This window comes from Rathayibacter sp. Leaf299 (assembly GCF_001423055.1).
GTDB classification, from domain to species: Bacteria; Actinomycetota; Actinomycetes; order Actinomycetales; family Microbacteriaceae; genus Rathayibacter; species Rathayibacter caricis.
Genome location: NZ_LMNT01000002.1, coordinates 181,639 through 193,469, shown reverse-complemented (window position 1 = coordinate 193,469; position 11,831 = coordinate 181,639). Strand labels below are relative to the sequence as shown.

Genomic DNA, 11,831 nt, shown 5'->3' with positions numbered 1-11,831 from the left:
TTCTCAGCCGAGGACGACAGCGGCGCGCAGGCCCAAGACCCAGCTGGTGACCCCGCCGGCGAAGGCGACGACGATCAGCAGGCGCACCCAGCGAGAACGGGAGCGCCCGCTGAGCCCCACCGCCGCGAACGCGAGAACGAGGGTGAGGAGTGCGACGGGGAGGAGAGCCGGCCAGGCGACGGGGAACCCGATGCACGGGGGAGGGATCGGCTCGTTGCACGCGAGCACGAACCCGTCGAGGAGGAGGCCGGCGACGAGGGTGACGACGTTCGCGATCACCGCGGAGGGTCTGGTGGAGAGCGCCTGCACCTCTTCACCGTCGAGCCGGCGGGTGAACGACAGGGGGTCCGGTGCTACGCCGACCGCCTTCTGATCGGAGCGCACCGCCGGAGGACCGGTCGTCGGACGGGGATCCTCAGTCCGTTCACCCCTGCTGACAGGATGAGCGCATGGGGCGGCGTCCGTGGTGTCTGGCAGGTCTGGGGGTCATCGTGCTCGCCGTCGCGGGATGCGGTTCAGGAGCGTCCGGGTCGCCTTCCCCGGGGGAGCTGATCGGCTCCGGATCGGTGATCGAGTCCGGTCCGGGTTCGGGGGTGCCGCTGCTGTGCCTCTCCGCGGTGAGGGAGTCGGCGCCTCCTCAGTGCTCCGGTGACACGGTCGCGCTGATCGGCTTGGACTGGGACGCTCTTCCCGAGGTGCCGGAGACGGGCGGGACGCGCTGGTTCGACGGAACGCTGTACGGCACATGGGACGGGTCCGCGGTCACCCTCACTCGGCCGTTCGCGGTGGGAGACCAGTCCGGAGTCGATCAGGAGGATCCGTTCGCCTCGTCGGTCGGCTCGGCCGACTCCGAGACCCTCGCGCGGGCGCTCGAGGACCTCCACGCACGCCGGTCCGAGGATGCGAACCACGTGGACGCGGTGGAGTGGGACGGAATCGTCCACGCGATCGTCGTCTACGACGACGGCTCGATCCAGGCCGACCTCGATCAGGAGTTCGGGGCCGGAGTCGTCGTGGTCCGCTCTGCGCTGCGCCCGGTGTGACGAGCGAGTTTCGCCGGACCCGTCGTCTCAGGCCCGGCTGACGTCCACCTCCTCTTGATGGACGACCCGAGGAGAGTGTCTGCCACGCAGCGATCCGACGCCGCCCCGCCACAACGGAGCAGCACGACGATCCTCGCGATGGCCCTGATCGCTTCCGCGATCATCGGGCCGGAGTGACTCGCTTCACGCGATAAGCACTGCGGCGAGGCGATCAGCAGACGAGCACGACGTGCGGCCCTCCGAACCGACGCACGAGGGGCCCTCGCATGAACCGGGCGCGCGCGCCGTCGCCGTCGCCCTCACCTGCCTGGCCGTCGGCCCGGCTGCTCTGCTCACGCTCGCGTTCCTCCTCCTGCAGCTCCCACCGCTGGATCGCGACGACCACCCTGACTGGAGGGCACCCGACGCGACGACGACGGCGCCGCGGCTGCTCCTGTTCCTGCTCCCGCCGCTGGTCACAGGAGCGCTCAGCCGTCTCGTCGGGGGGAGGGACTCCCTCACCGGGTTCTGGCACTACGGCTCGATCTGCTTGCTGGTGATGGTTCCGTTCATCGGGGTGTTGGCCCTGTCGCTCGTGCGGTGAGGACGGCTGCGGCTGCGGCTCGGGCACAATCGGGTGATGGGGCGGATCATCTTCACGAGAGGCCGATGTCTCTCCGTCGGCGCCACTACAGCGGTGCTTCTTCTCGCAGGGTGCGCGGAGGCGCCACCGATCCCTGATCGGGTCGCCCCGACCGCCGTCGCCACCGCGACCGTCGAGCCGACGCGGAGCGGAGCCGAGGCACCGACTGCCGGCGGCACGCCGACGTCGGTGGCGTCCTCGGATGCACCGGAGCCGACACTGAGCGGCTGCCTGCCCGCCGAGTTCGCCGATCGGCCGCCGGTCGGCCTCGAACCGCAGCAGAGACCGGACGACCGGGGATCCCGCGAATACGCGACCGGGGAGCCGATCCTGGGACCGGACGGAGTACCGGTCGCCTACGTCGTCGGTTCCGGCGACATCCCGGAGTACATCGCGGACCGGTTCTGCCTCGAGGTCTCGTACCTGGACAGGATCAACGAGCCTCGACGCGGAAGCTCGGCCGAGCTGTTCGAGGGCGACACCCTGAACCTCGACGCTGCGACGGCGACGACGGTCGGAGACGTGAACGGCGTGATCAGGCAGAATCCTGTGTCGACGTCGCTCCCCGAGCAGCACGAACCCGTCTGGTGAGCGCTTCTCTCTCCGAGGAGCGCGGGCTGCGCGGGAGAGGAACGTCGCGCTCGCTCGTCCGGTGCCGGCGATGAGGTCGGGCCGATCAGCGCGGCTCCTTCCGTGCCTGCTGCGTGCGCTCCTCCCGGCCCTGCTCGTCCTCGTGGTCGTCAGTGCGCTCGTCGTGCAAGCCCTGGCCGGCTTCCAGCCGCTGACGAACGTTCTCGGGATGTGCGCGCGGCCCGTCGAGGTCCCGGTCGACACCTACTGGTACGCCGGGGCTGTGCTCGTGATGGCAGCCGGGGTGCTCGTCGCCTCCCGACTGAACCGGGCCGGCTCGGGAGTCCTCGCGGGGACGCTCCTCGCGGTCGGCGTCGTGAGCGCGGCACTCTGCACCTTCGCCGCGTTCTTGGGCACTGCGGTCTGGCAGTGGGGACACGAGGATTCGATCGATCCTCCGTCTGCTGCAGAGGCGTGGGGGCAGTTCGGCGTCAACGTCGCAGCAGCCGGGACGCCTGCGTACGCACTGATGCTCAGCGCCGTCCTGATGCTCGTCCGGCGGAAGGGCGTCCTGCTCTCCTGGACCGTCCCGCCGGCGGCGTTCCTCGCCTTCGTGCTGGCGAGTACGGCGTTCCAAGTCGCTCGAGCCTGGGTGGTCTGCTCCGCGGCCTGAACCGACGCGCCGGGCCGAGGCCGAGGGCCCCGCCGCTCGTCGGCGACGCGCTGCTAGCGTGCGCGACATGTCGGATGATCGGGCGCGGGCCGTCCTCTTCGCCGTCGCCGTGCAGCTCGCACGGTTCGGCGTCATCACGGGTGCACTCGCCGCGGCGGCCGCGATCGGCGTGCCCGTCCGGTACCTCGGCCGGACCGCGAGCGTCGCGTGCGCTACTTCCCGGATCGCGCAGCGATCATCGCCGCGATCCTGGAGCGCATCGGCGCTCGTCTGGCACCGTCCGACTCCGAGGAGCCCGGCGTCACCGGATCGGGCAGGGCCGCCTTCGCCTCCTGCAGGGAACGCCCTCGTCGGCCGATCGACGTCCGACCGGGATGCTGCGATCGATCTGTTCGAGCTGCGCCTGGAAGCCACCCGCAGATCTGTGGTGCACGACGCCCTCGCGCGATGGGCCTGGTCAGGGCTCGACGCCGACGTCGCCTTCCACCTCCAGCCAAAGCTTCTCGGCGACCGCGAGCACGTGGTCCTGTTCCACTACACGATCACCGGCCTGATCCTCGATCAGCTGACCGTTGCGGTCGATCCGGCGACCGCGCCGTCGACCACGATCGACCGGCTCGTGGACGGGCTCCTCCCCGAGAGCTGAGTCCCTCACGGCTCAGCACACGGCCCGACGGCGCCGCGTCGGCGCGCCGGTAGTCTCGACCGATGCTCTCGACCCTGCTCGTCACCGTGCCGTGGCTCGCGTTCGCCGTCCTCGTCGGCGTGATCGTGATCGCACCCTTCGCGGGCCGCGTGCTCGTCGCGCGGCCCCGGGCGACCGCCGCGCTGCTCTCCGCGGCGCTCGTCGCCGTCGCAGCGCTGACGCTCTACCCGGAGAGCGGCCGAACCGCACCGGAGGTCGCCTGCGCGGTCGAGTGGCCGACTCTCACGCCGACCGCCGTGGAGTCGATGGCGAACATCCTGCTGTTCGTGCCGGTCGCGTTCCTCGCAGGAGTGCGCTGGCGGCGACCGGTGGCGGCGATCGTCGGGGCGAGCGCGCTGTCCGCGGTCGTCGAGCTCGTCCAGGCCGTGGTGCCGGCCATCGGCCGTGCGTGCGACACGAGCGACGGGATCACGAACACCCTCGGCGCGGTCGTGGGCGGCCTTCTGGCCCACGCCGTGCTCTCCTGGCGACGACGACCCGCTCGCCTTCCGGGGAAGCGCTAGCGAGGTCGGCGGCGGCCCGGTACGGGCGGGGCGCGCTCCTCTCGGCGGGGCGGGAATCGGCTCCCGCACCGTCCTTCGTTGCGCGACACCACAAAGACTCCCCGTTCGGGGGGAAACGTCCATCCTGAGCGCGTAAACTCGGCACTTCGGAGCAGCCGGGGGTCGGGTGCCCCGCCGAGCGCGGGAGGGTCGCAGTGGCAGTCGGATTCCGCCAGGACGGGCCGCTCCGGGCGCTCGGACGGGCCCGACTGCAGCCGGTCAGCGACCTGTCGCTGGCCCGCGGACCCCGCCGCACGCGGCTCTCGGCTGCGATCTCGATGCCGTCCGGCCCCGGCCTGGTGCGTCCCTCCGCTCTCGCGCAGCCGTGGGAGGCGGCGCTCATCCGCCTCGTCCGCGCCGGCGCCCCTGCTCCCGAGCTGCACGCTGCGACCGCCACTGCACCCGAGGGGGCCCGACTGGCCGCCGTGATCGAGCTGGCCCGCGACGCCCTGGACCGGCCGGACGACGAGCGGGCACTGCGACTCGCGGGCTGGCTGGTGCGCAGCCGCTACGACCCGGGCAAGGACCCGTTCCTCAGCCGCTACGGGATCTCGCTCTCCGTCCGCCTCCCCCTCAGCGCGGGGCTCGACGTCACGGTGCCGCTCGAGACGGAGTCGCTGCGGCTGCTCTTCGCGGAGCTCGCCGCGGCGGAGGATCCAGCAGGCGCCGCGGCCGCGGTGGAGGCCCTCGCGCCGTCCACGCTCGCCGCGTCGAGTCTGACGGCGCTCTACTCCGCTCGCCGCCGCTGGTCGGACATCGCGCAGCTGACCTCCCGGATCGTGAACGTCGACGCGGCGTCGGCGGCCGCCCTCATCCGCCGCGGAGTCGCCCTGCGCGAGCTCGGGCTCATCGAGAGCGCGCTCGACGCCTTCGACAAGGTGGTGCGGCCCAACGTGACCACCGCCCGCCCGTTCGAGCTGCGCGCCGAGGCCCTGCTCGAGCGCGCCAGCACGCACCTCTCGGACGGGCGGCGAGCGCCGGCGCGACGCGACCTCGAGCGGGTCCTGCAGCAGTTCCCCGAGAGCACCGAGGCGCGCGAGCTGCTCGACGCCGCGCGTCGCTGAGAGCGCTCCTCCGTCCCGCCGTGCCCGGGTGGGGAGATGTCAACCGTCTCGCCGCCGATGCCTCCCCGACCTACCGTGACTACGGACCGGAGGAGGACCTGGATGGCTGTGACGCGGTTGACGCTCGACGGCGTCGACTACACGCTCGCACCCGAGATCGACCTGGACGCGCTGCGCTCGGCGCTGCTGGACGGCGTCTCGAGCGTCGGACGCTGGGTCGGATTCCCGTCGCTGAACCGCGGACTCGTGCACGCGCTGATCACCCCCTCGAGCAGCGTGCGCCTGGAGGAGCACCCCGACGCCCCGGTCGAGTTCTCCTGGGAGGGCGACCAGCAGGGGTACGACCTGGACTTCAGCTACGGGATCTCCTGACGGGTCCCGGCGGTCGGCCTTCTGGGAGACGTGGGTCTCGAGACGCCCTTGCGGGGCTGCTCGACCAGCGAGGCCGCGGGTGCCTCCACCCGGAGAGGACGCGGGAGGCGTGCGGAACCTCGGTCGAGAGGGCTCCTCAGCCGCGATGGTGGCTGAAGGGTGCTCCTGGCTGAGGTTCTGCGGCGGCCCTCCTCGGGTACGCGGCGGGCGCCGCGCCTCCCTCTGCTGATCGAGTAGCGCGCGGAGCGCGCGTCTCGAGATCCGCGATGTCCGGGAGTGGGTGGGTCTCGATACGCCCCTGCGGGGCTACTCGACCGGCAGCGGGGGGCGGCGGTACGGGGTCGCGACGCGGAACATCAGCGCCGCCGCGACCACGAGGAAGGCGGCGCCGATCAGCCCCGCGCCCGGCGGCTCGTCGGCGGAGGTGTGTCCGCCGTTGATCGCCGGAGTGAAGACGAGGTCGATCAGCACGCTCGACGCCAGCACGGCGACGAGCGCGAGGCCCGCGGTGCCGAGTCGCCTGCCCGCGGCGACGGAGCCGCCGATCACGGCGAGGGCGAGCAGCACCTCCGCGAACCACAGCCACAACGGCAGGAGCTCCAGCGGCGACACCGCCTCGTACTGCAGGACCGAGCACGCCGAGCTCTCGTACCCCTCGGACCAGCAGGGCCGCCAGAAGACCGCCGCGCCGATCCCCTGTGCCGCCGCGTGCGCCAGCAGCAGGACGCCGACCACGATCGACAGTGCGGCCAGCAGGATCGACTCCCGACGTCGTCGGACGGGGGCAGGCACGGTCCCGACGATCACCACGGGCGTCAGGCTAGAGACGGGCGGTGAACGGCGGGAGTCGCGCGGGCACCATTCAGGCGAGGAGCCGGACTCAGAAGTCGTCGAAGTCGATCGTCTCGCGGTCGGCGAGAGGCAGGGCGATCGGGTGCGCGACGAAGGAGTCGTCGGGGCGATTCTTGGCGATGCGCTTGCGCAGGTCGGCGACCGCGGCCTCGAGGACGTCGGACACCGACGGATCCTGGTCGATGTCGAGCTCGACGGGCACCGCGACGAGCTCACTGCTCGCGTCGAGGGTCATCCGCGCGTCGATGAGCTCGCCCTCGTCGGTGAACGCCGGCACGGTGACGGCCTCGGAGTGGTCGTGGCGGTTGATCGCGGTGACCAGTTCGAGGAGCGCGTCGGCGACCGCGTCCGTGGTCACGATGCACTTGGACGCGTAGGTGATTTCCTGCATGGGTCCACTCGACCAGCCGCCGCCGGGGCGAGCCAGCCCTTGCGCGGCGCCGCCGCCGTCGCCTAGGTCGGCGGGAGGAAGCAGCCCGCTCACGACGAACGGCCGCCGGGGAGCATGCTCCACCGACGGCCGTCCCGCCCGCGCCCGACCCGCTCGGGCACATCGATCCGCGCCCGACCTCAGCAGCTCCGAGCGGAGTAGGCGGTGACGGTGGTGCTGGAGACGCTCCGCCCCTCGATCACCGCGGTCCCGGTCACGCTCACCTCGCCTGCAGGCAGGGTCTTCAGGCGCGTGGTGAACGCCGAGGTCGTGCTCTGGGAGGGAGCGACTGCCGCGGCCGACTTGCTCCCGTACGCCGTCGACACGGTCACGGCCAGCGGTACGGCCTCGTCGTTGCGCACCGTCGTGGTGAGGACAGCCCTGCCCGAGATGCAGCGGGTGGAGGCGGTCGTCGTGTAGTCGACCTGTGTCGCCGCGGCCTGCACGGTGACGGAGTCCCAGACGAGCGGACCGGAGTCGAACTGCACGGCGATGCGCACCGACCCGGCGCCGGTCGTCGACGGCAGCGTCGTGCTGCCGCGCTGGTCGGCGTCGAACGCCACCGGACCGAGGTCCGCCACGGCGCCTGCGGCCGTCACGGAGTAGGCGCGACCGGTCGTCCCGGCGTGCAGGGGCGAGCCGTTGCGCGCCGTCTGACGCGCGTCGAGCGGGATGGTCGCTCCGGGAACGACCGGAGCGTCGCCGACGAGGGCGGCGAGGCGGGTGCGGTCGTCCAGCTGGGCGGGGACGGGCGCCTGCTGAACGAGCCGCCAGTCCTGGGAACCGTCCGTGGCCGACGCCTGCAACGTGGCGGGAGCGTTCGCGGTCCCCGCGGAGAGGTAGAGCCCGCTGTTGCGGGTCGACTGGAAGCGGACGAAGCCGTCCTGCCCGGGAACGGTGTTCCAGAGACCGGGAGCGCTGTTGTCGATCCACTGCCCGATGCGCTGCCCAGCACTGGCACCGCCGCCCCAGATCGCGGCCTCGCGCCCACCCGCCTTGTTGAGCAGGGTCAGTGCTCCGTCGGCCTTGCGGGTCAGGTGCCAGTACTGCGTGTCCGGATTCGACGCCGATCCGGCGGCCTCGGACGCGACGCTCGGACTGTCGGCGTTGCCGATGTTGTCGTCGTTCGAGTAGCTCCCGGTTCCGAGGACCTGACCGGTCCTGCGGTTCACGAGCTGGTAGTAAGCGCCCGCCGAGCGTCCGAAGTCGACGTCGGCGTGCCGGATCACCGGCTGCTCGGTCGGTCCGCCCCAGGCCGACTGCAGGATCAGGACGCGGCCCGTCTCACCGTCGTACTGGAGGTTGCGGCTGTAGCCGCCGCCGAGCGGCGTCTGGTACTCGGTCCAGCGGCCGAAGCTCGCGCCGTCGTTCACCCAGACGTTGCCACTGCCGGCCGCGTTGTAGGCGATCCGCCCGTCGGGCAGGTGCATCAGCACGGGGCTGCCGCCGGTCGACAGCGGCCTCGAGCCCGGAGTGACCGGGAGCTGGCTGATGTTCGTGCCGTCCGGGTCGCCGTCGGCGAAGAACCGCTCGGGGTCGTCCGCGATCTTGTAGCGGACGTTGTCGCCGCCGCCGAAGTACTCGAAGGTCATGATCCACTTGCCGTCGTTCGTGGGGGCGACAGTGGTCATGCCGGGGCGTGCGAAGCCGATGTGCTGGCGGCCGTCGAACGAGAAGCTCGGGCCGGAGACGTCGACGACGGGAGCACTCCAGGACGTGGAGCGACCGTCCCACGTCCTGTGGGCGAGGATCTGGCTCTGGTCGTCGCGCCCCGTCGCGTTGTCGGGAGTGCCGATCGGAACGCCCGTCGTGCGGTCGTAGTCGAGGTAGTCGTTCTCGTCCGAGTAGTAGGCGAGGAGCTTCCCCTGGTGCACGCGAAGGTGCGGCTCCCACAGCGGGTCCTGCTGACGCGTCGCGTTGGCCTGCGAGACGTTGCGGCCACCGGCGCCCGCGCTGCCGCCCTGCCAGCCGCCCGCCGCGATGATGTTGACGAACCGCCAGTCGGCGCCCTCGTTGCTGCTCGCGTAGAGGGCGATGGAGACGTCGCGGCGATCGCCGTCGTTGTCGGGCACCCAGGCGGGGTTCGAGGCCTTCTGCTCGCGGTAGAACTCGTCCTCGCCCGACACGACGGTCGCCAGTAGGAGCGTGCCCGCCGCGATGTCCCCGACGGTCTCGGGCATGACGTAGAAGTAGGGGTTGGTCCAGTTGCTGGAGTACTTGTCCATGGCCGGATCGCTCGAGAGCTCGGCCGGCGAGCCGAGCTCGGTCAGCGGCTGCCAGGTGTCGCCGTTGTCGTCGCTCTTGTAGATCGGCATCTTCTCGCCGATCGCGCCGCCGATGGAGTCCGGCGCCGGATAGTCGACGACGGTCGCCTTCTCGAACGCGGCGACGATGCGTCCGCTGGGCAGCTGGACCGACTTCGGGTACACGATGCAGTTGCCGCGACCCTTCAGACACGGCTCGTTCCCGAGCTGATAGACGACTCCGCCCTGCGGCGTGTACGCCTGGGCGGTGATCGTCGGGCCCGCGAGCAGCGCGGCGGCGACCGCCACTGCTCCGAGCAGCATCCCGGAGCGCCGGGACGTCGTGGTGAACCTCATCGTTCTCGTTCCTTCGGTCGTGGCTGGCGGACGAGGCGGAGCTCGAGTCGTCGCCGGCCCGGTCCTCGCCTCTGAGTCCCTCACCGCGCGATGTTGTCGATCACTTCGCGCGGCTTTCGCCAATGTTATCGACAACAGACCCGAGAAGCGCAAGCCTGCGCGCCACACTGGATCGACATCGGCCCGGCACCGGTGCTCGGAGGGGGAGGTCCATGGCGGAGGAATCGCTTCCCACGCGCGCGACCGCGAAGCAGGCGACGATCTACGACGTGGCCCGCGTCGCCGGAGTGTCGCACCAGACGGTCACTCGGTTCCTGCAGGGCTTCGAGGGCATCCGGCCCGCCACCCGATCGCGGGTCGAGGCGGCCCTCGCCGAGCTCGACTACCGCCCCAACCTCACCGCGCGCTCGCTGCGCGCCCGGCGCTCGCACCGCATCGGCGCCCTCACCCACGAGATCGACCAGGTCGGGCCGAGCAAGATCCTGCAGGGAGCGAGCACCGCCGCCCGCGAGGCCGGCTACGTCCTCGACATCGTCTCGCTCGACATGAGCGACTCCGCCGCGATCGAGGAGGCGCTCGATCTGGTCACCCAGCACGAGCTCGCCGGTGTCCTCGCCCTCGCCTCGACCGACGAGATGACCCGCGCCTTCCGCACGACCCGCTTCCGCGTCCCGGCGCACCTGGCCGTCGAGGAGGACGACGACGCGACCGGCTCTCCGTCGCAGCTGACCACTCAGGGCTTCCCGGCCCTCGTCGCGCACCTCGCCGACCTGGGCCACCGCGAGTTCCTGCACCTGGCGGGCCCGCCGACCTGGTCGGCCGCGCGCAACCGCCGCAAGGCCTACGAGAGCGCCGTGACCCGGCACGGCCTGCACTCGACGGCGGTGCTCGAGGGCGACTGGTCGGCTCGTTCCGGCTACGAGCTCGTCCGCGGCCTCGACGAGGTCCGCGCGACGGCGATCGTGGCCGCGAACGACCAGATGGCCCTCGGAGCGGTCCTCGCACTCACCGACCGCGGGCTGCGCGTGCCGGAGGACGTCAGCGTGACCGGCGTCGACGACATCCCGGAGGCGGCCTACCTCGTGCCGCCGCTGACGACCCTCCGGGTCGACTTCGCCGGTCAGGGCCGCTCGGCGCTCGGCGAGCTGCTCGCGCTGATCGACGGGGTCGACGCCGCACCGCACGTGACGCTCGCCTCCGAGCTCGTCCCGCGGCGCTCCTCCGGGCCCGCGCCGCACTGACGCCGCGTCAGCGGGCCGGGCCGGTCGAGGCGCGCACGACGAGCGACGGACGGGGCGCGCCCGCTCGATCGGCTGCGGCCGGATCCTCGATCCGGTCCAGGAGCGCCTGCAGCGCCTCCCTCCCCTGCGCCTCGAAGTCGAGCCGGAGCGTCGTCAGGCCGGGCGTGAAGTAGGCCGCCTCGGGAGTGTCGTCGACGCCCGTCACGCTGACGTCGCCGGGGACCGACGCGCCGCGTGCATCGAGGGCGTGCAGCGCACCCAGCGCCATCTGATCGTTCGCGGCCAGGATCGCCGTCGGCAGGCGCTCGAGGGCGGCGACCGCCTCGAATCCGGAGCGCGCCGACCAGTCGCCGTGCAGGATGCGGGCCGGGGGCAGGCCGTGCCGCTCGAGCGCCGCGACCACCGCGCGCAACCGGTTCCGGGCGGCCGACCAGGCGGCAGGGCCCGCGATGTGGACGAACTCCTCGTGCCCCAGTTCGACGAGGTGGTCGACGAGCTCGACGACGCCGTGACCGGACGCGGCGAGCGTCGCTCCGTCGGCCTCCTCCTCCGCGGCGATGACGACGGGGACGCCGAAGTCGGTGTGCTCGAACACCTCGCGCACGCCGTCCGTCGACGCGAAGGCCAGGAGCCCGGCGAGGTCGTGCCGGGTGAGCAGCTGGAGGGCGTCCTGCAGCTCCGCGGGGTCGGCCATGTCGAGGGTCACGACGTCGAGGAGGTAGCCGGCGTCGCGCGCGGCGCTCGTCGCGGCCTGGATGATGCGGTTCGGCCCGACCTGGCTCACCTCGTGCGTCAGCGCCCCGATCCGCATCGACCGCCCCGAGATGAGCGCCCGTGCGCTGAGGTTCGGCCGGTAGCGGATCGTCGTGAGCGCGGCCTCGATCTTCTGCTTCGTCGAGGGCCGCATGTCGAGGCCGCGCATGTAGCGGCTGACGGAGGCGTGCGAGACCCCGGCCACGCGGGCGATGTCGTAGATCGTGCCGGTCGTCGGAGGACCCGGGGTCCCGGGGTCGGTGGTCGTCGTCATGCGGTCCTCCGTCGGGGCGGTCTTGCTTTTTCCAATGTTGTCGATCACAATCGCCTCTGCCAACTGTTATCGAGAACAGTTCACCACGA

At 71.9% G+C, this 11,831-nt stretch carries 14 protein-coding genes; 9 read left to right on the top strand and 5 right to left on the bottom strand.

The window, feature by feature from the left end; genetic code table 11:
- Positions 1 to 3 precede the first annotated feature (3 nt).
- Positions 4 to 384 (bottom strand): hypothetical protein, encoded by a 381-nt coding sequence (locus ASF48_RS08170; RefSeq protein WP_055789576.1) that lies wholly within the window; start codon positions 382 to 384, stop codon positions 4 to 6.
- Between the two features lie 65 nt (positions 385 to 449).
- On the opposite strand from ASF48_RS08170, the gene ASF48_RS08165 reads away from it, so the two are divergent.
- The 8 genes from ASF48_RS08165 (at position 450) to ASF48_RS08130 (ending at position 5,592) form a co-directional block, all read left to right on the top strand.
- Positions 450 to 1,043, top strand: coding sequence for a hypothetical protein (locus ASF48_RS08165; protein WP_157603109.1), 594 nt, complete (start codon positions 450 to 452; stop codon positions 1,041 to 1,043).
- A gap of 229 nt (positions 1,044 to 1,272) precedes the next feature.
- Positions 1,273 to 1,626 carry a hypothetical protein gene (locus tag ASF48_RS08160; protein WP_055789573.1) on the top strand — a complete coding sequence of 118 codons (354 nt, stop codon included), beginning with the start codon at positions 1,273 to 1,275 and terminating at the stop codon, positions 1,624 to 1,626.
- A gap of 228 nt (positions 1,627 to 1,854) precedes the next feature.
- Positions 1,855 to 2,256 carry a hypothetical protein gene (locus tag ASF48_RS08155; protein WP_157603108.1) on the top strand — a complete coding sequence of 134 codons (402 nt, stop codon included), beginning with the start codon at positions 1,855 to 1,857 and terminating at the stop codon, positions 2,254 to 2,256.
- A 70-nt stretch (positions 2,257 to 2,326) separates the two neighbouring features.
- The gene (locus tag ASF48_RS08150) at positions 2,327 to 2,908 is read left to right on the top strand and encodes a hypothetical protein (RefSeq protein ID WP_055789565.1); all 582 of its coding nucleotides are present in this window, start codon (positions 2,327 to 2,329) and stop codon (positions 2,906 to 2,908) included.
- A gap of 67 nt (positions 2,909 to 2,975) precedes the next feature.
- Positions 2,976 to 3,554: a TetR/AcrR family transcriptional regulator gene (locus tag ASF48_RS19370; protein ID WP_157603107.1), complete on the top strand. Its 579-nt coding sequence runs from the start codon at positions 2,976 to 2,978 to the stop codon at positions 3,552 to 3,554.
- Between the two features lie 62 nt (positions 3,555 to 3,616).
- Positions 3,617 to 4,117, top strand: coding sequence for a VanZ family protein (locus tag ASF48_RS08140; RefSeq protein WP_055789558.1), 501 nt, complete (start codon positions 3,617 to 3,619; stop codon positions 4,115 to 4,117).
- A gap of 194 nt (positions 4,118 to 4,311) precedes the next feature.
- Positions 4,312 to 5,220: a tetratricopeptide repeat protein gene (locus tag ASF48_RS08135; RefSeq protein ID WP_055789556.1), complete on the top strand. Its 909-nt coding sequence runs from the start codon at positions 4,312 to 4,314 to the stop codon at positions 5,218 to 5,220.
- Positions 5,221 to 5,322: 102 nt separating this feature from the next.
- Positions 5,323 to 5,592, top strand: coding sequence for a hypothetical protein (locus ASF48_RS08130; protein ID WP_055789551.1), 270 nt, complete (start codon positions 5,323 to 5,325; stop codon positions 5,590 to 5,592).
- A gap of 306 nt (positions 5,593 to 5,898) precedes the next feature.
- Here the strand turns inward: ASF48_RS08130 and ASF48_RS08125 are convergent, their stop codons facing one another.
- From ASF48_RS08125 to ASF48_RS08115, 3 genes are all read right to left on the bottom strand, one after another.
- The gene (locus tag ASF48_RS08125) at positions 5,899 to 6,402 is read right to left on the bottom strand and encodes a hypothetical protein (RefSeq protein WP_055789547.1); all 504 of its coding nucleotides are present in this window, start codon (positions 6,400 to 6,402) and stop codon (positions 5,899 to 5,901) included.
- Between the two features lie 70 nt (positions 6,403 to 6,472).
- Complete coding sequence (locus ASF48_RS08120) at positions 6,473 to 6,835, bottom strand: hypothetical protein (RefSeq protein WP_055789542.1); 363 nt, start codon at positions 6,833 to 6,835, stop codon at positions 6,473 to 6,475.
- A 179-nt stretch (positions 6,836 to 7,014) separates the two neighbouring features.
- Positions 7,015 to 9,474, bottom strand: coding sequence for an RICIN domain-containing protein (locus tag ASF48_RS08115; RefSeq protein WP_200930996.1), 2,460 nt, complete (start codon positions 9,472 to 9,474; stop codon positions 7,015 to 7,017).
- Between the two features lie 212 nt (positions 9,475 to 9,686).
- Between ASF48_RS08115 and ASF48_RS08110 the strand changes: the two genes are divergently transcribed.
- Positions 9,687 to 10,715: a LacI family DNA-binding transcriptional regulator gene (locus tag ASF48_RS08110; protein ID WP_055789538.1), complete on the top strand. Its 1,029-nt coding sequence runs from the start codon at positions 9,687 to 9,689 to the stop codon at positions 10,713 to 10,715.
- Between the two features lie 7 nt (positions 10,716 to 10,722).
- Here the strand turns inward: ASF48_RS08110 and ASF48_RS08105 are convergent, their stop codons facing one another.
- Positions 10,723 to 11,742, bottom strand: a complete 1,020-nt coding sequence (locus ASF48_RS08105; protein ID WP_055789536.1) for a LacI family DNA-binding transcriptional regulator — start codon at positions 11,740 to 11,742, stop codon at positions 10,723 to 10,725.
- Positions 11,743 to 11,831: the final 89 nt, after the last annotated feature.